At 62.8% G+C, this 21,762-nt stretch carries 22 protein-coding genes; 16 read left to right on the forward strand and 6 right to left on the reverse strand.

The window, feature by feature from the left end:
• The first annotated feature begins 7 nt into the window (after positions 1-7).
• From AYX22_RS05985 to AYX22_RS06000, 4 genes are all read left to right on the forward strand, one after another.
• Positions 8-610 (forward strand): DUF1349 domain-containing protein, encoded by a 603-nt coding sequence (locus AYX22_RS05985; protein ID WP_207596622.1) that lies wholly within the window; start codon positions 8-10, stop codon positions 608-610.
• A 73-nt stretch (positions 611-683) separates the two neighbouring features.
• Complete coding sequence (locus AYX22_RS05990; RefSeq protein ID WP_207596623.1) at positions 684-2,918, forward strand: AAA family ATPase; 2,235 nt, start codon at positions 684-686, stop codon at positions 2,916-2,918.
• Between the two features lie 91 nt (positions 2,919-3,009).
• Positions 3,010-4,218: a restriction endonuclease gene (locus AYX22_RS05995; RefSeq protein WP_207597493.1), complete on the forward strand. Its 1,209-nt coding sequence runs from the start codon at positions 3,010-3,012 to the stop codon at positions 4,216-4,218.
• A 36-nt stretch (positions 4,219-4,254) separates the two neighbouring features.
• A complete protein-coding gene (locus AYX22_RS06000; protein ID WP_089593976.1) occupies positions 4,255-4,494 on the forward strand; it encodes a PLD nuclease N-terminal domain-containing protein in 240 nt (79 codons plus the stop codon).
• Positions 4,495-4,501: 7 nt separating this feature from the next.
• On the opposite strand, the gene AYX22_RS06005 is transcribed toward AYX22_RS06000, so the two are convergent.
• Positions 4,502-6,172, reverse strand: a complete 1,671-nt coding sequence (locus tag AYX22_RS06005; RefSeq protein ID WP_207596624.1) for a PAS domain-containing sensor histidine kinase — start codon at positions 6,170-6,172, stop codon at positions 4,502-4,504.
• Positions 6,173-6,271: 99 nt separating this feature from the next.
• On the opposite strand from AYX22_RS06005, the gene AYX22_RS06010 reads away from it, so the two are divergent.
• Positions 6,272-7,015, forward strand: a complete 744-nt coding sequence (locus AYX22_RS06010; protein ID WP_207596625.1) for a response regulator transcription factor — start codon at positions 6,272-6,274, stop codon at positions 7,013-7,015.
• Positions 7,016-7,075: 60 nt separating this feature from the next.
• Here AYX22_RS06010 and AYX22_RS06015 read toward each other — a convergent pair whose 3' ends face one another.
• The 3 genes from AYX22_RS06015 to bioB form a co-directional block, all read right to left on the reverse strand.
• Positions 7,076-7,456: an Hpt domain-containing protein gene (locus AYX22_RS06015; RefSeq protein ID WP_207596626.1), complete on the reverse strand. Its 381-nt coding sequence runs from the start codon at positions 7,454-7,456 to the stop codon at positions 7,076-7,078.
• Between the two features lie 327 nt (positions 7,457-7,783).
• Positions 7,784-8,278, reverse strand: a complete 495-nt coding sequence (locus AYX22_RS06020) for a very short patch repair endonuclease (protein WP_207596627.1) — start codon at positions 8,276-8,278, stop codon at positions 7,784-7,786.
• Positions 8,279-8,573: 295 nt separating this feature from the next.
• Positions 8,574-9,608 carry a biotin synthase BioB gene (gene bioB / locus AYX22_RS06025; protein ID WP_207596628.1) on the reverse strand — a complete coding sequence of 345 codons (1,035 nt, stop codon included), beginning with the start codon at positions 9,606-9,608 and terminating at the stop codon, positions 8,574-8,576.
• A gap of 195 nt (positions 9,609-9,803) precedes the next feature.
• On the opposite strand from bioB, the gene AYX22_RS06030 reads away from it, so the two are divergent.
• Positions 9,804-11,531, forward strand: a complete 1,728-nt coding sequence (locus AYX22_RS06030) for a hypothetical protein (RefSeq protein ID WP_207596629.1) — start codon at positions 9,804-9,806, stop codon at positions 11,529-11,531.
• Between the two features lie 156 nt (positions 11,532-11,687).
• Here the strand turns inward: AYX22_RS06030 and AYX22_RS06035 are convergent, their stop codons facing one another.
• Positions 11,688-11,873 (reverse strand): CsbD family protein, encoded by a 186-nt coding sequence (locus tag AYX22_RS06035; RefSeq protein ID WP_089593984.1) that lies wholly within the window; start codon positions 11,871-11,873, stop codon positions 11,688-11,690.
• 107 nt (positions 11,874-11,980) lie between these two features.
• On the opposite strand from AYX22_RS06035, the gene AYX22_RS06040 reads away from it, so the two are divergent.
• Positions 11,981-12,967: an SDR family oxidoreductase gene (locus tag AYX22_RS06040; protein WP_207596630.1), complete on the forward strand. Its 987-nt coding sequence runs from the start codon at positions 11,981-11,983 to the stop codon at positions 12,965-12,967.
• An 18-nt stretch (positions 12,968-12,985) separates the two neighbouring features.
• Here the strand turns inward: AYX22_RS06040 and AYX22_RS06045 are convergent, their stop codons facing one another.
• Positions 12,986-14,161, reverse strand: coding sequence for a zinc-dependent alcohol dehydrogenase (locus AYX22_RS06045; protein WP_207596631.1), 1,176 nt, complete (start codon positions 14,159-14,161; stop codon positions 12,986-12,988).
• Positions 14,162-14,291: 130 nt separating this feature from the next.
• Here AYX22_RS06045 and AYX22_RS06050 point away from each other — a divergent pair, with 130 nt between their 5' ends.
• From AYX22_RS06050 to AYX22_RS06090, 9 genes are all read left to right on the forward strand, one after another.
• The gene (locus tag AYX22_RS06050; RefSeq protein WP_207596632.1) at positions 14,292-14,495 is read left to right on the forward strand and encodes a hypothetical protein; all 204 of its coding nucleotides are present in this window, start codon (positions 14,292-14,294) and stop codon (positions 14,493-14,495) included.
• A gap of 91 nt (positions 14,496-14,586) precedes the next feature.
• Positions 14,587-15,009, forward strand: a complete 423-nt coding sequence (locus AYX22_RS06055) for a hypothetical protein (protein WP_242703616.1) — start codon at positions 14,587-14,589, stop codon at positions 15,007-15,009.
• 109 nt (positions 15,010-15,118) lie between these two features.
• Positions 15,119-15,628, forward strand: coding sequence for a hypothetical protein (locus AYX22_RS06060; protein ID WP_207596634.1), 510 nt, complete (start codon positions 15,119-15,121; stop codon positions 15,626-15,628).
• Positions 15,629-15,688: 60 nt separating this feature from the next.
• On the forward strand, positions 15,689-16,279 hold the full coding sequence (locus AYX22_RS06065) for an SIS domain-containing protein (RefSeq protein WP_207596635.1): 591 nt from the start codon (positions 15,689-15,691) through the stop codon (positions 16,277-16,279).
• A gap of 129 nt (positions 16,280-16,408) precedes the next feature.
• Positions 16,409-17,479 carry an alkene reductase gene (locus AYX22_RS06070; RefSeq protein WP_207596636.1) on the forward strand — a complete coding sequence of 357 codons (1,071 nt, stop codon included), beginning with the start codon at positions 16,409-16,411 and terminating at the stop codon, positions 17,477-17,479.
• A 156-nt stretch (positions 17,480-17,635) separates the two neighbouring features.
• Entirely contained in the window at positions 17,636-18,334 is a 699-nt protein-coding gene (locus tag AYX22_RS06075) for a GntR family transcriptional regulator (RefSeq protein WP_207596637.1), read from the forward strand.
• A 180-nt stretch (positions 18,335-18,514) separates the two neighbouring features.
• Positions 18,515-19,516 (forward strand): sugar phosphate isomerase/epimerase family protein, encoded by a 1,002-nt coding sequence (locus tag AYX22_RS06080; protein WP_207596638.1) that lies wholly within the window; start codon positions 18,515-18,517, stop codon positions 19,514-19,516.
• 4 nt (positions 19,517-19,520) lie between these two features.
• Entirely contained in the window at positions 19,521-21,281 is a 1,761-nt protein-coding gene (gene dhaL, locus AYX22_RS06085) for a dihydroxyacetone kinase subunit DhaL (protein ID WP_207596639.1), read from the forward strand.
• Entirely contained in the window at positions 21,278-21,760 is a 483-nt protein-coding gene (locus AYX22_RS06090) for a ribose-5-phosphate isomerase (protein ID WP_207596640.1), read from the forward strand. Before dhaL ends, AYX22_RS06090 begins: the two co-directional genes overlap by 4 nt.
• Positions 21,761-21,762: the final 2 nt, after the last annotated feature.

A 21,762-nucleotide genomic window follows, 5' to 3' on the forward strand; every position in this document is an offset into this window, starting at 1 on the left:
GCACGGATTGATCCCCGAAATACCAGGACTGCCGCAGATGGAGTGGACGTCTTCGCCTGGACACGTGAGCTACGACGAGGCGGAGGGGACGCTGACGCTCACGGCAGCTCCCGGCGTCGATTGGACCAACGATTCCCTGGGCGGGGAGCCGCAGCATGCGGCCACGGCGCTGGGCTTCAGGGCGCCGGCGGCTTTCTCGCTCTCGGCCCGGGTTCTGGTGGCCTCGCCCAGGACAACGTTCGACGCCGGCGTGTTGACGTTGTGGGCGGACAGCGATCACTGGGCCAAGCTCTGCTTCGAGTACTCGCCGCAAGGGGAAGCCATGGTGGTCAGCGTGGTCACCAACGGATATTCCGACGATTCCAACGGCCCGCTGGTTACGGCGCCTTGGATCTATTTGCGGGTCAGCAGGGTTGGTCCAGCGTGGGCGTTCCACTCATCAGCCGATGGCAGGGAATGGTCCTTTGTCCGCCTGTTCAGGTTGGATTCGGACAAACCCGTGCACGTCGGGTTCATGTCGCAGGCGCCCATGGGAGAGAGCTGCGAGGCGCGTTTTGACGCCATCGAATGGACGGAAGAACCTCCGGCAGATTTGCGCGACGGAAGTTAGCCCGGGTCAAACGGGTGGAGCGGCTGCCTGTGGATATCCAGATGCTTGGGTAAACCAAACAAGGTAAGTTGGCATGGTGATTCCCTCCGTGAAACCTGCCATTGACCGCGCCCCCGGAGTCTCCAAGGAGATCGAGGACGCGGCCTGGTATGTGCTCGGTCCGGCGCTGCAGGGGAGACCTTCGGCGCTGGACGGCCGGACACTGACGTGGACAGCGGATGCCGCCGGTGAGCTGCTGGAACGGCTTGAGCGTGGGGTGGAAGATTCCAAAGCTCCCATGATGACCAATCTTCGGCAGAACCTGGAAGGCGCGTCGCGTGAGGCCAAGTTGCTGGCTGTGGAATTGCTGTTCCTGCAGTCGCTGCCGCTCGCGCACGAGGTCAAGTCCCTCAGGGTGAAGCGTGCCCGTGTTGCCGAGGCCGCGTCCTGGGTTGAGCCGGCCATTGAGCTGCCTGAAGAACTCTACGAGGGCATGACGGACCATGGAGTCATCCGTGACCGTACGGCGGAGTTCAACTGGACCATCTGGGATCACTTGAAGTGGCTGTGCCGCTTTGTGGCCCACGTGGACCGCCAGAGCACAGCCACCATTAATCAGGCTCTTGAGGACCCGCTGAAGTTCCACGAACTCGCAGCCGCAACACCCGAAGACCAACCTGCCCTGCGCCGCAGCATCGAGTACCTGGTGTGGCCCAGTTATTTTGAGCCCGTGGTGGCCGATGTAGAGCGCCAGGAGATCCGGGACGCCTTTGCTTCGCTCGTGGGCGGAGCCAAGGGTGACTCGGACGAGGACATCACCGCGGATATCCACCGCATCCGCCTGCACCTGGACGAACAAGCCGGGCAGCGCATCGACTGGTACGCCCGCCAACTGGTGAGCCAATGGCGCAAAGTGGGAGATCCAGGTCGTCGCTCCTGGCTCCTGCGCACCCATCACGATAATGCGGACCTCTTGGCTGCCTGGGTAGCCGAAGAGAAGGCCACCTTGGATGTGGAACACCTGCGGACCCTGACGGCAGGCGTTACTGCAGGCGTGGTCCAGCACGCCGTGGACGAGGACTACAAACACCTTGGCTATGTGGAACGCGAGGATACCAAGACCGCCGTCTTTGCCTTCCTGACGGTGATGAAACCGGGCGATCTCACGCTCTACCAGCATGCGGGCAGGGTCCGGGTTGGCGTTGTCCTGGGCGAGCCCGAACACCACGAGGACAACCGCCGCATCCGCCGCAAGGTCCGCTGGTTCGATGACAGTTACGCCATCCCCGAACTTCCGCGGCATGCCCAGCGTCAACTGTCCACACCCGGGATCCTGGTGGATGTCACCAGGGTCATCCAGGCCCTGCAGGAACTGCTCCCGGTAGAAGCCGAAACCGACGGCGAGGACGAGGCCCCGCCCACCGCCGTCGTCGAGGTTGTCCAACAAGGTTTCCGGCCCCTGACCGAAGAGTTTGCAGCGTCCCTGCACATGGACCTCGAACCCCTCGAGGAGATCGCGGAGCTGCTGGAGGAGAACCGGCAGTTGGTTCTCTATGGTCCTCCGGGAACCGGTAAGACGTACCTCGCCAAACACCTTGCCGCCGAGCTCGCGGGCGATCACACCGATGAACGGGTGAAGCTGGTCCAGTTCCACCCGTCGTATGCCTACGAGGACTTCTTCGAGGGCTACCGCCCGGACAAGACCGACGACGGCCAGGTCTCCTTCAAGCTCGTGGCGGGACCCTTGCGCCGGCTCGCGGAGGAAGCCGCCAAACCGGAAAACGCGCATAAGCCGTACTTCCTCATCATCGACGAAATGAACCGCGCCAACCTGGCCAAGGTTTTCGGTGAGCTGTACTTCCTGCTTGAGTACCGGGACGACCGGATTTACCTGCAATACAGCCCCAATGAGCCGTTCAGCTTGCCTGACAACCTCTACATCATCGGCACCATGAACACCGCTGACCGTTCCATCGCCATGATGGATGCGGCCATCCGCCGCCGTTTCGCGTTCATCGAGCTGCACCCCAAGGAGGAACCGATCCGCGGCACGTTGCGCCGGTTCCTAGAAGCGCGGGGGCTGGACACGCTCAACGCGGACCTGCTGGATGCGCTCAACGACGCGATTGACGACTGGGACCGGGACCTGATGATCGGGCCGTCGTATTTCATGAAGAACGCCGCCCAGAACCCCACGGGCCTGCGCCGGATCTGGAAATACGAGCTCATGCCGCTGTTGGAAGAGCACTACCACGGGCAACTGAACCGGGCACAGCTGGAGGAGCGCTTCGGCCTGGACCAGCTGCTGGGACGTCTTGCAGCCCGCTAAGGCCATCCCGCCGCGGCCGGGCCGGGCGCCCGCCAGCGCCGCCCGGCTCACCAGCGCGGGCCGGATCACCGCGGGCCCCCGGCACATCGTCCTGGACGAGCTCTCCGGAGGCGTGGTGGATAAGCTCGACCCCCAGTCGGCGGCATTCATCAATACCAGCGGCCTGGCGAAGACCTCGCCCATGGGCATGGGCCTGTACCGGATTGAGCCGGTGGGCAAAGTGGGTTCGGTGCGGACTGCCGCGGTGCAGTTGGAAGTCCGGCCCAAGGATCGCCTTGGCCTGAGCCGGTTGCTGTTCCTGCTCAGCTACGCCGGTGAACAGGGCTTCCGGGACCATTCAGTGGAGGCCGTGGAACACCCGGATTTGTGGAGTGCCCTGTCGGAATCGCTGGCTCAGTTGGCGGACAGGGCCCTCAGCCGCGGCGTCCTGCAGGGCTACCTGACAGTGGAAGAGTCACTGCGGACCGTGAAAGGCCGGATCCGGATCTCTGACCAGATCTCCCGCCGGCCCGGAATGATGGTGCCGCTGGAAGTCTCCTACGACGAATTTACCGAGGACATCGCTGAGAACCGCATCCTCCGGGCTGCCTTGGAAAGGATGGGTAAGGTTCCCGGTGTCCGGCCCGACGTCCTGAGCCGCTTGCGGCAGCTCAAAGGAAAGCTCGACGCCGTCACCCGGCTTCAGTCCGGTGCGCCGCTGCCGGCGTGGCGGGCCAGCCGGATGAATCTCAGATACCACGCTGTGCTGCGCCTGTCCGAGGTAATCCTCCGCAATGCCTCTGCCGAGGCCGGTGAAGGCAAGCAGCAGACCGCGTCCTTCGTGGTGGATATGGGCCAGGTGTTTGAGGAATTCGTAGGTGCTGCCTTGCGCGCTGCCATGAGCGCCCACCCGGGTGAGATGCGGCTCCAGTATGGTGCGCTGCTCAACGAGGCCGTGAATGACTCGGACCGACTGACAGTCCGCCCCGACGCCGTCCATTTCCTGGGCGGCCGTCCGGTGGTGGTTTACGACTCCAAATACAAGGCAGCTTCCGACGCCGGTGCCTCGCTCAGTGCCGATCATTACCAGTTGCTGGCGTACTGCACGGCGCTCCGGGTTCCCACAGCGTGGTTGGTCTACGCCGGTGCAGGGGAAGTGAAGCTGCGGCGCATCCTGAACACGGATATCGACATCGTGGAGTACCCGTTGGACCTGTCGCTGCCGCCCTCGGAAATTCTGGCTGCGGTGGCTGACCTCGCTGAACAGTCCTGGGGTGAAGTAGTACGCCAGGCTGTGGCGGGTCGGTCGGCGTCGGACTAGCCTGAGAGGTAAACCGTTCGGCGATTAGGAGGCACCATGGCCGGCAAGAAATCCTGGCGTGACATGAGCAAGGGCCAACGCATCTCGGTTCTGGCCAGCGGAGCCCTGAACCTGGCTTTGTTGGTGGCCGCGCAGCGCAGCATCGCCAAGACCCCGGATTCAGACATCAGGGGCAAGAAGGCTGTCTGGCGCGCGGTGTCGTTCATCAACTTCTTCGGCCCGGTCAGCTACTTCCTGTTCGGCCGCCGACGTGATGCAGCGGGTTTGAAGAACTAAGAAGGGCTCAGGCGGGCACTTTCACCGTAAACGTGGTGCCGCGGCCCGGCTCGCTCTCCAGCGTGATGGTGCCGCCGTGGGCTTCGACGATTGCCTTGCTGATGGGCAGCCCCAGCCCGACACCGGGTATGGCGCTCTTGCGAACCCCGCCGGCCCGGAAGAACTTGGTGAAAGCTTCCGCCTGTTCCTCTGCGTTCATGCCCATGCCCGTGTCAGTGACGCGGCAGAACACAAAGTCCTCGTCCTCCCACGCTGCCACTTCCACGTCGCCGCCGTCGGGTGAGTACTTGATCGCATTGGACACAAGGTTGTCCAGTACCTGCGCAATGCGTGAGGAATCGACGTGGGCTTCCAAGGCATCGGGAAGGTCCACCGAAAGGCGGATACCTGCTTTGGCTGCCCGGGGTTCCGCGGAGCTCACACTGCCTCGCACCAGCTCAGCCACATCAACGGCGTGTGGCTGGATGACGATCTGGCCTGAGCGCACGGCCAGGAGGTCGGAAACAAGAGTGAGGAGCCGCTCGGCGTTGCGCCTGACGATGTCGAGTTGTTGACGGGACCGGACGTCGAGGGCGTCGGGATCGTCCAAGATCAACTCCACGTAGCCCAGGATGGAGGTCAACGGGGTCCTGAACTCGTGGGAGACGTTGGAAACAAAGTCGTCCTTGGCCGCCAAGGCGTTCATCAGGTCCGTGACGTCGCTGAACACCACCACCGATCCCGTGAACTTTCCAGCGTCGTCCACCATGGGCCGGGCACTGGCGGTGAAGGCGCGTTGACCCTCTCCGGCACCGAGCCAGACCAACTGATCGGTGAACCGCTCGCCCAGAACGGCGCGTCTGACGGGCCGGCGGTCCGCGTCCAGCGGCGTGGTCCTGTCGATGTCGAAGACCAGCAACTGGGACTCGTTGGGATCGTCGATATCGGTAGGAGTGGCCAACACGTGGGTTTGGCGTTGGCGGCGGTTCATGAGGATGTCGTGTCCCTCGCCGTCGACCGCTACTACTCCCAGCGGCAGTGCTTCCATCACGGTATTCAGGAGCCGTTCCTGCTTGGTGCTGACCTCCAAGGCTTCTTTGAGGGCCTCGTCCTTTTCCTCCAAGGCGCGCTGCTGTCGCACCATGCTCAAGGTCAGGACGCTGACGGACACCCCGATTCCCAGGATCAGGATGGGGAAGAGCAACGGCTTGGTGAGCGCCTGTTCGGTGATGTCACCCTTGACAAACAAGGGAACCCAAACGATAGCCAAGGGCCCGAGGAATGACAGGACTATGGCCAGCTTTGGATAGAGGCCCGACGCGCAGAGCCAAATGACAGGCAGAACCACCAAAACGCTGAGGCCAGTGAGTGCTTCTTGTCCACCTTCACGTCCGAAGGCTATGGAAACCATGTCAAGGACAGGGATGACGAGGAAGCTGGGGAAGGGTAACCGGTGCCACGGGACAATGACGCATGCGGCAAGAAGGAATGCCTGGCTCAGCAGGAATATCAGGAAGTATGGATTCTCCAGCGTTGCCGGGAAAAACAGCCAGACCAGAATGGCCGAAAGACAAACACAGACAGACAACGGCAGTTGGCTGAGGACAACCCGCATCCGCAGGGTATGTTCGTGGAACGAGCGCTGAAAAACCAACAGTTTCTTCTTTTCACCGATGTCCCACGTCGAAGGGTGGGTCATGGCACATCCACCACGGATGCAGAAGAAAGTCGGTTCATAAGATCAGCCTAACCATAATGGATATACTTCTGAGGTTATCGAAGGGGCTGAGGGGCAGCGATGAGTGAAGTACGTGTGGGGCTGGTCATTGAAGATGACCAGGATATTCGCGAGCTGGTAAGGGTTGTCCTATCCCAGGCAGGGTTCGATGTTCACACTGCGTCCACCGGTTCTGCTGGTGTGACGTCGGCACGTGAACTGAATCCGGATGTCATTACGCTGGATCTCGGCCTCCCGGATATTGACGGCTTTGAGGTTGCCCGCCAGATCCGCAAGTCCTCCGATGCCTACATCATCATGCTGACCGCCCGCGCCGAGGAACTCGATACCCTCATGGGGCTGGAGGCCGGCGGCGACGATTACCTCACCAAGCCGTTCCGTCCCCGCGAACTGCGCGCCCGTGTTGAGGCCATGATGCGAAGGCCCCGCGCGTCGTCGGACACCAAGAACGTTGTTGAAGAAGTTGACCCCGAGGTGAGCCACAACGGCCTGGCCGTCTCTGCAGGTTCCCGCACCGCCGTTCTGAACGGTGTGGAGCTGAAACTCACCCGGACCGAATTCGACCTCCTGCTCGCGCTGCTGGAAACCGGCCGGATCGTCCGGACCAAGGCAGACCTGGCCCGTCGCCTCCGCAACGAACCGTACGACGTCGGAAGTTACGTCAGCGACGCCGACGAACGCGCCGTCGAGGTGCACATGGGCAACCTGCGCAAGAAACTTGGCGACAGCATCCAGGCCCCCCGCTGGCTGGAGACAGTCCGCGGCGTCGGATACCGACTCGCGCCCTCCTCAAGCAACAACTAGCAACGCGCTGGGGCTCCGCCGCGATCACCGGGTGGTTGCGGGCGGGGTCCTCGGGCATGCTCAGAGGATCGGCGTTTCCAGCTCCGTAATGGTGCCGAAGACAAACTGTTCGATTGCCACAACCTGGGGCCCGAGCTCGTTAAGATGGTCCGCATTGGGCAGGAGCCTGAGGCTGATCTCCAACTCCGTAGCCAAGCGGTTCATGCAGATGGCACCCACCATGTGGCTGGAGGTCTTCAGGCTGAGGACCGCGTCCATGGCGTCTTCCATGTCCAGGTTCTCCAAGGCCCTATGGAGCCGGGACACCCGCCAAGGCAGCAAGGCTACGTAGTTGCGGACGAAGGCGCTGATGATGGCATGGTCTCCGCCAAGCTCCGCCTGGAGCTCGGTGAGGACGGTCCGATCTACCAGGGAGTCAGTGCACTCGTCGTACTCAGACACCTGACTCCTCCCGCCTCCAAACAATAGATTCACGATTCAACAGTAGGACCCGTGGAACGGCGGAAGCGCCAGAAAACGAAAGCTTGATCCAATCTTGAGCGGACTCAGAGGGAGTCTTGATTGCCGCCCCCCAGAGTAGGACAGCAGAGGCAAGATCACGGATCTGGGGGATTCCAGGCTTGAATCAAGGATCGGGAAAAAGCATGAACAGCAGTCCTCGTCCATCACCTGGCTTGATGGTCACCATCGTTTTGTGCATGACCGTCCTTCTGGGCATTGGCGGGACCGCCGCCTACGCATTATGGGAACAGGGCACCCGCACCACCGTCACCGACCAGACCGCAAGCTCTGCACCGCCCACTTCCGCCCCGTAGCCGGAGGGGCCTGCAGACCGCCCTCCAAAAACTGTGTGAGCCTGTCTTCGAGAACCGATTGGTCCTTCAGTTCGCACTCCCACACCGTCAACACGTCCCAGCCGCTGTCGGCTAATTGCTCCCGTTGCAGGGCGTCGCGCTCGCGGGTCCGGGTCCGCTTGGTTTCCCAGAACTCCGCATTGGCCGCAGGCGCATGCTGCCCTACGCGGCACGTATGAAAATGCCAGAAACAGCCGTTGACGAAGATGACTTTTCGCCGGCCCGCGAACACCAAGTCTGGTCGCCCGGGAAGCTTTGCCGTTCCGGCCTGTCCGTGCAGCCGATACCGGTAACCTTTCGCATGCAGCAATCTGCGGACCAGCAGCTCCGGCTTGGTGTTCTTGCCGCGGATTCTGGACATGTTGCGGCTGCGCTGCTCCGGCGTCAGGAGGTCCCGGCTCTCGCCCATGATCCCAGCCTACCCAGGCTCCGCCACCGCTGTCCGCAGGATGTCGGCACCATGGCACCGGTCGCGCTTCAGCCGCGAGTTCATGACGCGAGCCTCCCGTGCCTGGAGCACTCTGCGGTCCAGCCCAACGGGGTGACCTGGACTTTCATGCGGCGGCGGCATTGCGGGCAAAAGCGCGGTGGCTCCATCGTCAGGCGCTGTTGGCAGCCATCGTGGGCGTCCGACGTCGGGCTGTCACCGTTGCCGTCGCCCCCACCGCCGCAGTGGCCGCAGTACTGCTGGCTAAACGCCGTGGTCACAGCGACTTCTGGAATTCCTTGATGGGCATGTTGAGCTCCACCAACAGGTTCAGGTCGGCGTTGGCGGGGCGGCCCAGTGTGGTGAGGTAGTTGCCTACGATGACCGCGTTGATTCCGCCGAGCAGGCCCTCCCGTGTGCCGAGGTCGCCGAGGGTCAGTTCGCGGCCGCCCGCATAACGAAGAACGGTGCGGGGCATGGCCAGCCGGAACGCGGCGATGGCCCGGAGGGCATCTTTGCCGTCCATGATTCCCTGGTTTTCCAGGGGTGTACCGGGGCGTGGGTTGAGAAAGTTCAGCGGGACTTCATGGGGTTCAAGGGCTGCGAGTTGGGCGGCAAGTTCAGCGCGCTGCGCCAACGACTCACCCATGCCGATCAAGGCACCGCAGCACAGTTCCATGCCGGCCGCCTTGACCATGGCGCAGGTTTCCAGGCGTTCCTCATAGCTGTGGGTGGTAACTACCTCGGGGAAGTAGCTGCGCGCGGTTTCCAGGTTGTGGTTGTAGCGGTGAACGCCCCACTCGGCCAACTGGTCTACTTGCCGCTGCGTGAGCATGCCCAGCGAGCAGGCGATGTTGATGTCCACGGCTTCATTGATGCGGTCGATCGCGAATTTGATCTGGTTCATGAGCTTGATGTCAGGCCCGCGGACGGCTGCGACGATGCAGAACTCCGTGGCCCCCGTGGCTGCGGTTTCCTTGGCGGCCTTGACCAGCTCCGGGATATCCAACCAGACTCCGCGGACGGGGGAGTCGAACAGTCCGGACTGGCTGCAAAAATGGCAGTCTTCCGGGCAGCCGCCGGTCTTGATGGAGATGATCCCTTCCACCTCCACGTCCTCGCCGCAGTGCTTGAGCCGAACCTCGTGGGCAAGTTGCAGGGCTGCGGGGATGGCGTCATCCGGTAGCTCCAGGATCTCGATGAGCTGGGCCTCGTTCAGGCCCTCGCCGCGTTCGAGGACCTGCTCCCGGGCGGTGTCCAGGATGCCGTAGCCAGTGGATTCAGGGGCTTCTTGGGGTGCTTGTGTGGTCATGTCCTTGACGGTATCCGCGCTGGTGAAGGGCGATTTTGTGGGGTGCGTACAAACTGACGTGGTGGATTTTGGAGGTGACTGTCCGGGGCGGCTGGTGCAGAAGTTACAGCTGTGAAACATGCACGTGACTGAATTGACGCGCTGCGTGACTAGCGTCGGGGACGAGGCACCCTCCCCGGACGAAAGCGACCACGCATGAGCGACGACAAGACGAGTACCGCAACACTGGAGCCGACGACGGCGGCAAGCACCGCCGTCGGAATCGCCGGCTCCGTTTCAACGGCCCCAGGCAACGCCGATGCCATGAGTGCGGCCAAGGAGAGCCTGGAGGACTACACGCTCCGGTTCGCCCCGCGTTCCTACCGGAAGTGGAGTGCCGGTGTGGTGGCCACAAGTGCGCTGGGTGGCATTGCCTACCTGGCCGACTTCTCCATTGGCGCGAACATCGGCATCGCCTACGGAACGGTGAACGCCATCTTCGGCATCATCGTGGCCGCGGTGATCATCTTCGCCACGGGGTTCCCGTTGGCGTACTACGCAGCCCGGTACAACATCGATTTGGACTTGATCACCCGCGGCTCGGGTTTTGGCTACTACGGTTCGGTGGTCACGAACATTATCTTCGCCACCTTCACGTTCATCTTCTTCGCCCTCGAAGGCTCCATCATGGCCCAGGGCCTGCAATTGGGCCTGGGCATTCCGCAGTGGATCGGCTACGCCGTGTCCACCATCATCATCATCCCGCTGGTGATCTATGGGATGAAGACGCTCGCTACGTTGCAGGTGTGGACAACGCCGCTTTGGCTGCTGCTCATGGTGGTCCCAGTGGGCTACCTGCTGCTGTCCCACCCCGAAAGCATCGACGCGTTCTTCGCTTTCACCGGAGCATCCGGCGAAGGTGGTCCCAACCTGGCTTCGGTAATGCTGGCTGCGGGCGTCTGCCTGTCCCTGATGGCGCAGATCGCTGAGCAGATCGACTACCTTCGCTTCATGCCGCCCAAGACCGCCGAAAACAAGGGCGCCTGGTGGCGCGCAGTGATCCTCGCCGGACCGGGCTGGGTCATCTTCGGCGCCATCAAGCAGATCATCGGCCTGTTCATTGCCATCTACCTGATCGCCAAGCTCGACCCCGCAGCGGCATCTACCGCGAATGAACCGGTCCACCAGTTCCTGGGCGTCTACGAAGAAATGATGCCGGCGTGGCTCGCGATGACCCTGGCCGTGGTGCTCGTCGTCATTTCCCAGATCAAAATCAACGTCACCAACGCCTACTCCGGCTCGCTGGCTTGGACAAACTCCTTCACGCGCGTCACCAAGACCTACCCGGGGCGCATGGTGTTTGTGGTGGTGAACCTGGTCATCGCATTGATCCTGATGGAGTCGAACATGTTCGAGTTCCTCAACACCATCCTGGGCTTCTACGCCAACTGCGCCATGGCCTGGGTGGTCACTGTTGCCTCTGACATCGCCATCAACAAGTACCTGCTGAAGATTTCACCCAAGGTTCCGGAGTTCCGTCGCGGGATGCTCTACGCCGTGAACCCCGTGGGCTTCGTGTCCATGCTGGTCTCTGCCGGGGTTTCCATCGCAGTGTTCTTCGGGGCCTTTGGTTCCGGTGTCCAGCCGTTCTCGCCGATCTTCGCGGTGGGCCTGGCGCTGATCCTGCCGCCCGTGCTGGCTCTGGCCACCAAGGGACGCTACTACCTGCGGCGCACCGACGACGGCATTAACCTCCCGATGTTCGACGCCGACGGCAACCCCAGCGACCAGAAACTCCTCTGCCACGTCACCGGTCTTGAATTCGAACGCCCGGACATGCTCCGGTCGGGTCAGGATGGGCCCGACGGCGAACCCCAGTACATCTCGTCCCTCGCCTTGTCCACGGATAAGTCGGGCGAGTTGGTGCTCCCGGCCCAGAAATAGCCCTCCCAACCCAACTAAGTAACAGCACCTGCTCTATTGAGTGCTCATTGGAGCGTGTGCTGTTACCTACTTGGGTCCACGCGAAACGCCCCGGCTTCCATCAAGGGAGCCGGGGCGTTGCGCTGTGTGTTTTCGTGCTGTGTATTGCTGTGAGGCTTACTTGTCGAAGGCGTCCTTCGCGGCGTCCTTGACGTTCTCGCCAGCCTGCTTGGTCTTGGCGGCCGCTTGGTCCGCGACACCCTCGGCCTGCAGTTTCTCGTTGTTGGTGGCGTCTCCCAAGGCTTCCTTCGCCTTGCCCGAAACTTCCTGTGCCTTGTTGCTGATCTTGTCTCCGAGTCCCATGGGCCCTCCTTCGATGTAATCCAACGTTGACGATTGCTAGGCTAGCGAGCAATTCTGGGTACTTCCTGAACGACTTCCAAGATAGTCAGGATGCTTACACTGAGATCATGGCTGAGGAGATCCTGAACGAACAGACGGAGCAAACGGACCTGGACGAGGACATCGCCATGGCCCTGGTTAACAATGTGGTCTCCGAATACTACGATCCGGAGGACGAAGCATCGGATCCCCGTACCAAATACCCGTCCGAAGGGTTCGAGCCACAAACCCAGGATTATCCGGGCTGGACCGAGGCCATGACTCCCCGCCCCGATCACGGCGAACAAAGCTACGTGGGGCACAGCCGGATGCTGGGCCGCCGGACCCTGATTACGGGCGGCGACAGCGGGATCGGTAAAGCCGTAGCGATTGCTTTTGCCCGTGAAGGTGCGGACGTCGCTTTCACCTACCTGCCTGAAGAAGAGCAGGACGCCGAGCATACTGTCCAGCTGATCGAGGACGCCGGCAGCAGGGCGCTCGCGCTACCTGGTGACTTGCGGGACGAAGAGTTCTGCCAGGAAGTCGTTGCCCAAACCGTTGCCGAATTCGGTGGGCTCAATGTGCTTGTGAACAACGCCGGGTTCCAGATGACCACGAGCCGGGGGATCGAAGACCTCAGCACCGAACAGTTCGATCAAACCTTCAAAACCAACGTTTATGCGCTGTTCTGGCTCACCAAGGCAGCACTGCCGCATTTGAAGCCCGGCGCCGCGATCATCAACACCTCGTCCGTCCAGGGCTACCATCCAAGCCCATCACTCATCGACTACGCAGCGACGAAAGCAGCCATCAACAGCATGACCTTTTCGTTGGCAGAGTCACTGGGTCCTCAGGGGATCCGCGTCAATGCAGTAGCGCCGGGTCCCGTGTGGACGCCACTGCAGCCGCCCACCCAGCCCGCGGAAAAGATCCAAGAGTTTGGCCAGGACACCCCCTTGGGGCGCGCAGGGCAGCCTGCCGAACTTGCCGGGACCTATGTCCTGCTGGCCAGCGAAGATTCCAGTTATATCTCCGGATCGGTCATCGGGGTCACCGGTGGCAAACACCTCGCCTAGTGGTTTGTCTGAGCGTCATTATGGCTTGAGGACCACCTTGATGCATCCGTCCTGCTTCTTCTGGAACTTCTCGTAGAGCGCCGGTGCTTCATCCAGTCCTCCCGTGTGGGTGACCAGATGCATGACGCCCAGCGGATCGGCGTCGTCCTCCACCAAGGGAAGCAGATCGTCAGTCCAGCGGCGCACATTGCATTGCCCCATGCGGAGTTGGATCTGCTTGTCGAACATAGTCATCAGGGGCATCGGGTCCGCCTGCCCGCCGTAGACCCCGCTCAGCGAGATCGTCCCGCCACGACGCACCAGATCCACGGCTGTATGCAGTGCAGCGAGCCGATCGACGCTCATGGTTTCCATGGCAATCTGCGCGGGTTTGTCCGGCAGCAGGGAAACCGCCTTGTGAAGGAAGGACGCCACAGGGGATCCATGGGCCTCCATGCCCACAGCATCCACCACGGAATCCGGGCCGCGACCCAGTGTTTGTTCGCGGATCCGGCCGGCCACGTCTGAGCTGTAATCCATGGTTTCAATGCCGTGGGCCTCCGCCATCGCGCGGCGTTCAGCAACCGGATCAACGCCGATCACCCGGAAGCCCTTGAAGGCCCCGATCCTCGCAGCAAACTGGCCCACGGGACCCAGTCCGAGCACCGCGAGGGTGCCCCCTTCCGGAACGTTCGCGTAGTCCACTGCCTGCCAGGCCGTGGGAAGGATGTCCGAGAGGAAGAGGTAGCGCTCATCCGGGGCGCCCGACTCCACTTTGATGGGGCCGTAGTCGGCATAGGGAACGCGGAGGAACTGGGCCTGGCCACCGGGAACGGAACCGTAGAGCTCTGAGTAGCCAAAGAGGGCCGCCCCGGATCCCTTCTCCTTGACCTGGGTGGTCTCGCACTGCGACTGCAAGCCTTGGTTGCACATGTAACAGCGTCCGCAGGAGATGTTGAAGGGCACCACAACGCGGTCGCCCTTCTTGAGCCGGTGGACACCCGGGCCCACTTCTTCGACAATTCCCATCGGCTCGTGGCCGATGACATCGCCCTTGTGCATGTACGGGCCGAGCACTTCGTAAAGGTGGAGGTCCGAGCCGCATATCGCGGTGGAGGTGATCCGGACAATCGCATCCGTAGGCTCTTGGATGCTGGGATCGGGGACGTCTTCAACGCTGAGTGAGCGCCGGCCTTGCCATGTCACTGCTTTCACAATTACTCTCCCTGCTTTCGGCTGGAGGTGTCCCGCGCTGCAGGAGACCACCCCAGCGAATCAGAGATGGCATCGGCGCACAAGGCCGGCCGCCCTCGACACTGTTCGCGGCCGAGCCTAGATTGAGGCTATGAGCGAAGAACCGAACGAAGCTGAAGTTGCGCCCTCTGGAGCCTCCAAACCCACGGTGCCTGCCGGCGTCGAGCATGACAAACGTGACGCCGGAAACGGTGACTTTACCACGGAAGTGGACCCCACCTTTATCCCTGACGAAAGCGGCGAATCCCCGGTGGAGAAGCGGGCCAGGGAGCATCCCGAAGCGACGGGAAGCTAAAACTAGTAAGTAATCTGACCAGTAGTGTTAACATGGTGGGCAAGGGAGAGTTTCGGGCAGAGTTGACCGAGGAGTGTCTGCGTTGTCATCGATGAAAAACCCTCTGGTTCCAGGCGACGCAACCCGTCCCCACGCCGAACCCCTCCAGTGCCGTCAATGCCGGTCCGACGATCACTTGGATCTGGAAACCATCGAATCCCTTGAGCCGCATGCCGGCGACTTGATGGTCCGGGTCTCTTATAGTTGCCTGGCCTGTGAAGTCCCGTACACCCACAACGCTGCCTTCCACGACGTGGCCGCGGTCCTCAACCGCAACGGGTCGGCGTCGGGACTGCTGCAATTTGGCGGACGGTACTTCCACTGCGGTGAACCAATGCAGTTCACCAAATCCTCAGCTCGAAGCGTCTATGCACCCATGACCACGGAAGTCGTTGAGGACGGCCTCCTCGAGGTGTACTTGAAAACGCGCGTCATCGAGTGCCGGTGCGGCTTCCGGATGGAGCTGCCGGCATGAAGGCGGGCATCGTTTGGGGGCGCCCTGAACTGGGTACGTCCCAAGCAGCAACCACAGCGTGGGCTACGAGCGGCGCCCATAGAAGCCGCTCACCAGGGAGGTAATCCGCATGGATACAGGACAGCTGGTTCTCATCATCGTGGTGGCCGTCGTCGTCATCGCCGCTGTGATCGTCGCGGTCGTCATCGGACGTCGGAAGAAGGCGGAGGTCAACCGCCACCGAGCAGCGGAACTTCGCGAGAAGGCCGCGGAAGAAGCCATCGGAGCCCACCAAGCCAAGGCCGAATCGGCCCAGGCAGAGGCCAATGCGCTGCAGGCAGAGGTCGAAGCCAATCGGCTCCGGCAGGAAGCGGAACGCCACGCGGAGAAGGCCAACGAGGCTCATGGGCGGGTAGAGGAACACCTGCGGCACGCAGACAAGTTGGACCCCAATACCGGGCAGGATCGCTCGACTGACGCAGATCGCTCGCAGGACTCGGATCGCTCTCAGGACCCGGATCGCCGGGCCGACGAGGGCCGCCCGGCCGCAGTTGAAGGCGAACGCCTGACTCGGGACCGGAGTGGCCGCGACGGCGCCACGCGCGAACGAACCCCACACGAAGGTGACAGGAACTTGTAGTTTCACAGGAGAAACGGAGGGCGGGAAGTGAGCATCGTGGTGAGGCGAACAGGTGAGGCTGTGCGGTCGACTGAGTCGAAGGCGACGCGGCATGCGGTAGATGTGGTTCTGGGACACTTGGGCGAGATCGGACCGGCCGTTGCGGCCCTGCGCCGCGAATCGTCCAGGCTGGCCGAATGGGGCGAACAACTGGCGCTTGTCAGGCTGCGCGGTGGAACTGTGTTCGCCGCAGGCAGCGACGGATCCTCGCACGAGGCGCAGAGGTTCACCTCGGAACTGGCGGCTCACGACCACGGAGACGGGTCCGGCTTCAAAGCGATCTACATTCCCAAGGGCGCCAGCGGCTCCAACGGGACTACCCCAAGCATCAGTGCCCAACTCTCTGAGCAGGTGCAGCGTGGAGACATCGTGGTGCTGCTGGCTGCCAAGGGAATCACCGACGAGCTCCGCGACGCTGCTGCCGCCGCAAAATCGGGTGGTGCGATCGTGTGGGCCCTGACGGGTAAGGAGTCCAAGGAGCTCGCGCAGTCGGTCAATGAAGCAATATGCATCAACACCGATCCGCCACACGCCGAGGAAGCGCATCTGGTGGCGGTGTTGGCTCTCTGCGAATGCTTTGATGACGCACTGAAGCACGTCAAGCCGGCGTGACCCCGGACTGACTGGGCCGGGTGGCGGAGAAGGCCAGCCCGGGTGTGTGATCTGCACCTCGTTTGGAATAGTTGCAGACGCCATGCAGTTGCGCAGAGTGAACCTGTTTCATTCTGAAAGGAACTGCGCATGCTGTTTTCCCCTCTGGCCCTCGGCGAGCTTGAACTTTCCAACCGACTGGTGATGGCACCCTTGACGCGTCTTCGCGCGGGTCAGAACGGCGTGCCGGGTCCGTTGATCGCCGAGCACTACCGCCAGCGGGCTTCGCTGGGGCTGATCGTCAGCGAGGGAACCTACCCGGTTCCGGCCGGTCAGTCCTACCCTGGACAGCCAGGGCTCGTCACCGAGGCTCAGATCGCCGGCTGGAAGACAGTCACCGACGCCGTGCACGCTGAGGGTGGCCGCATCTTCGCGCAGGTCATGCACGGAGGCCGCGTTTCCCATGCCGACATCACCGGTGGGCACGAGATCGTAGGCCCCAGCGCTGTTGCCATCGAAGGTGATGTCCGCACCCCCAATGGCAAGCAGCCGTACCCCGTACCGCGTGAACTCCGCACCGACGAACTTCCGGGCGTCATTCAGGAAATCGTCACAGCGTCCAAGAACGCCATCGAGGCAGGGTTCGACGGCGTCGAGCTCCACTCCGCCAACGGTTACCTGCTGCACGAATTCCTTGCACCGAACTCGAACGTCCGCACAGACAGCTACGGCGGCTCCCCGGAGAACCGCGCCCGCTTCGTGATCGAGACGGTCAATGCCGTGGTGGAAGCCCTCGGTGCCAACCGCGTCGGCATCCGGATTTCTCCGGAGCACAACGTCCAGGGCATCGCCGAGGTTGATGCTGCAGACGTACGGGCAACCTACGAGGTGCTGGTGGACACCATCGCCCCGCTCAACCTTGCTTACCTGAGCATCCTGCACCACGACCCCAAGAGTGCTTTGGTCCAGGATCTTCGCGAACGGTTCAACGGAACGTTCCTGGTGAACACCGGCTTCAGCGAAATCACGACCCGCGATGAAGCCTTCGCCATCATCGAAGACGGCCTCGCGGACGCTGTGGTGGTGGGCCGCCCCGCCATCGCCAACCCGGACCTTGCCCGCCGCTGGCGCGAGAGCCTGCCGCTCAACGAGCCGGACGCCTCCACCTTCTACGCCGACGGCGCCGAGGGCTACACGGACTACCCGTTCTACGCGAACTAAAGCCCAGCACCCCCAGTAAAACCACGACGTCGGCACTCACGTGAGTGCCGACGTCGTGGTTTAACCTGTGGCCACCCCACTGACTGGCAGCTGGTGAGGGATGGTGACAGGACCACGTGCCCGGTCCCGAGCGCGGCTTCCTATAGGATTTGTGGCATGTCTGATCCTTCCCCGGCCGGTGCCCGCGCTGGCTTTCCCGTCAGCCGCCAAGTGCTGGCCGACCACGTCTACGAAGCCCTCCTCGAGTGGCTCATGGACGGCCGTTTGGAACCGGGGGCGGCAGTGAGCATCGACGGGATGGCTCGTGAACTGGACGTCTCGCCGACTCCCGTGAGAGAAGCCTTGGCCCGGTTGGAGCACACAGGCATGGTCCGGCGGGTGGCGCTCAAGGGCTACAGGGTTGCCCCCGTGTTTACCCGCGAAGACTTCGCGGAACTGATGGAAGCCAGGCTCTCCATTGAACCCGTCAATGCAAAATTGGCGTGTTCGCGCATGACGCCGGAGGGATTGGATGCCCTGAAGCAGGCCGTCGAAGACCTGAAGACTGCACCCCGGGGCGGAACTTTTGCCGAGTACCGCAGCTATCTCGAGGCCGACGAACGTTTTCACCAACTCATCGCCGCGCAGGCAAACAACCAGTTCCTGCTCGCGGCCTACAACACCCTGGGTGGGCAGATCCAGCGGTTCCGACTGTTCGGGGGAGTGGGCATCACCGACGCCGAGCAGGCCATCGCCGAACACCAGGCCGTACTCGACGCCATGGCCAGCGGCGATCCGGACAAGGCCGCGAAGATGATGATCGACCACGTCGAAAAGGTTCGTGGCAGGGCCATGGCTGACGCTCCGGAGGACTAGCTCCCGGACCCACGAGGGTCCGCTGGCCATTGCCGGCGGGCCCTTCCTGCTGGTTTTCGTGACCCCCTTCACAGTTAAATGTATGACATATAGGATCTAGGAAGTTTCGCAAAAGGGTTGACAGTCTTGCTTGGTTCGTAAATCCTATAGGAAACAGGATTCCACGAAGGAGTGATCACTATGGCGTACACCGCCAAGGACTGGCCCATTACGGCGGCCCTCCTGCAGTTCCCCGGCACCGACGCTTCGGGAAACCACGTCAACAACGCCGATGCTTCCGTTTGGGCGGCAGTCCTCCAGGAAGTGAAGGACGCCGGTTTCGCCAACGCGGACCTCACCGACAGCTGGGTTCGTCCTGGCGACCTCAGCAAGGACCGGCTGGCCGAGTTCAAGCGAACCGCCGACGAGGTTGGCATCGGGGTTCCCGTCATCTCCGCTATCCGCCGCAGCATCATCCACGCAAAGGACTGGGCAGACAACCTCGCCTACAGCCACCGCACCATCGACGCCGCTGCCGAGCTTGGCTGTGAAGTGGTGTCCTTCGGGCTTCACCAAGCCATCACCCCAGAGCAGCAGAAACAGCTCTGGTTCTGGACCGTTGAGGGTTATAAGGATCCGGTGGGGGACAAGGAAGCATGGGGCAACGCCGTCTCCCGCCTTCGCGAGCTCGGTCAGCACGCAGCAGAGGCGGGGGTGCTGATCTCGCTGGAAATGTACGAGGACACCTACCTCGGAACTGCTGACTCCTCGGTTCAGCTGGTCCAGGACATTGGCTTGGACAACGTCGGCCTGAACCCGGACCTCGGGAACCTGATCCGCCTCCACCGGCCCATCGAGGACTGGCACGAGATGGTGGCAAAGACCCTGCCGTACTCCAACTACTGGCACATGAAGAATTACCTCCGGGACGAAGATGTGGCGCGCGACAGCTACATCACCATGCCGGCGCCGATGGAGAGCGGTCTCATCAACTACCGCGAGGCCTTCAAGTTCGCGCTGTCCGTCGGATTCCAGGGCATCCTCTGCACTGAGCACTACGGTGGCGACGGTCTCAGCGTCACGGCCAGCAACCAGGATTACCTCCGCCGCCACGTCCTGCCGAAGACCGCAGGCTATGAACTCGGCAAGAGCCAGGTGGCCCAAGGACGCCAGGTACCGGCTACGCAGCTCGCAGGAGTGTAGGAAGATGACCCGGATTTTTGACAACCCGGCAGATTTTGCCGATGAAGCGCTGGACGGCTTCGTAGCCGCCAATCGCGGCTACGTCGCCCGCGTTGACGGTGGCGTCGTCCGCTCCACCGAAGTCCCCCACGGCCAGGTCGCACTGGTGGTCGGCGGCGGTTCCGGGCACTACCCGGCCTTCGCTGGACTCGTCGGACCCGGACTTGCCACGGGTTCGGCGTGCGGCAACATGTTCGCGTCGCCGGCGGCAGGCCAGGTGTATCGGGTGGCCAAGGCTGCCAACGCCGGCGGTGGCGTCCTGCTCAGCTACGGCAACTACGCAGGGGACGTCCTGCACTTCGGCCAGGCGCAGCTCCGCCTCAACGCCGAGGGCATCGAAACGCGGACAGTCACCGTCACTGACGACATCGCCAGCGCGCCGATCGAACAACTCGAGAAGCGCAGGGGCATTGCCGGCGACCTCACCGTCTTCAAGATTGCCGGCGCCGCCGCCGAGGCGGGACTGGACCTTGACGGCGTCGAACGCTTGGCCATCAAGACGAACCATCGGACCCGTTCCCTGGGAGTGGCCTTTGACGGCTGCACGCTTCCCGGCGCCAAGGATCCGCTGTTCCATGTGCCTGCCGGGCAGATGTCGCTCGGCCTGGGCATTCATGGCGAGCCCGGCATTTCCGAGCACACCATGCCCACAGCATCCGAGCTGGCCGAACTCCTTGTGTCGAAGCTTCTCAACGACAAGCCCGAGGACGCCGGGGACCGTGTGGTGGCTATCGTCAACGGCCTGGGAACGGTGAAGTACGACGAACTCTTCCTGCTGTTCGGCAAGGTGGAAAAGCTGCTCACGGCCGCGGGACTCACCGTTGTTGAACCCGAGTGTGGCGAGCTGGTAACCAGCCTGGACATGTCCGGACTGTCGCTGACGCTGCTGTGGCTGGACGAAGAGCTTGAGCAGTTCTGGGCCGCACCCGCGGACACTCCGGCGTTCCGCAAGGGCAGCATGGCGCCCCGCGCGCCCCGTGCTGGGATCACAGCCGACGACGCCGAAACCGCCGACGTCGAACAGCCCACCGCCGCTGCGGCTGACCTTGGGCAGTTGGCCGTGGCCGTCCTCGCCCAGGTGAGGGACGTCGTCGTCGAGCATGAAGAGGAACTCGGCAAGCTGGACGCGATCGCCGGCGATGGCGACCATGGCATTGGCATGCGCCGCGGCGTCGACGCTGCAGCTGCGGCTGGGGAAGCTGTGAGCGGTGGATCCGCGGCGCGGGTCCTGACCGCAGCCGGCGAGGCCTGGAGTGAGCGCGCCGGCGGAACCTCGGGAGCCCTGTGGGGCTCAGCGGTCATCGCCGCCGGGTTGTCGCTCGGGAACCGCGAAACGTACACATCGGAGGACGCAGGGGCCGCTGTACAGGCGTTCGTCCGCGCCATCACCGAGCTCGGCAAGGCAGAGCCTGGGGACAAGACCATGGTGGACGCGCTCCTGCCCTTCCGGGACGCCTTCCTGACAGAGCTCGACGGCGGGGCTCCCGTTGACCGGGCGCTGGCAGTTGCCGCTGCGGCTGCTGAGTCCGCTGCCGCCACAACCGCGGATCTGCGCCCGCTCAAGGGCAGGGCACGCCCGCTCGCGGAAAAGAGCCTTGGCCATCCCGATCCAGGGGCGGTCTCCTTCGGGCTGATCGCCGCCAGGATCTCGCAATTCATCGATTCACAACTGGCCTCGGCTGCCCCCACGGGGCAGCGGTCGGCCGGGAACGGAGCCCAAGCATGAACAACACCGAAGGCTGGCGCATCGTCGTCGGCAATGACGAAGCCGGAGTCGAATACAAGCAGGCACTCCTGGCGTTGCTGGAAGCGGATCCCCGCGTGGCAACAGTGACGGACGTCGGCGTTGGTTTCAACGACTCCACCGCGTACCCGCACGTCGCCGTTGACGCCGCCCGCAAAGTGGCCGAAGGCGAAGCCGACCGTGCACTGTTGATCTGCGGAACGGGCCTCGGTGTGGCCATCGCGGCCAACAAGGTCCCCGGAATCCGCGCCGTCACTGCCCACGACAGCTACTCCGTGGAAAGGTCCGTCCTGAGCAACAACGCACAGGTCCTCACGCTCGGCCAGCGGGTGATTGGTCTGGAACTGGCCAAAAAGCTCGTAGGGGAGTGGCTGGGCCACCGCTTCGACCACACCTCCTCCTCCGCCGCCAAGGTGGACGCCATCTGCTCGTACGAGCCCGACTACACGAAGGCAGTCTGATC

It is taken from the genome of Arthrobacter sp. D5-1 (assembly GCF_017357425.1).
Classification (GTDB): domain Bacteria; phylum Actinomycetota; class Actinomycetes; order Actinomycetales; family Micrococcaceae; genus Arthrobacter.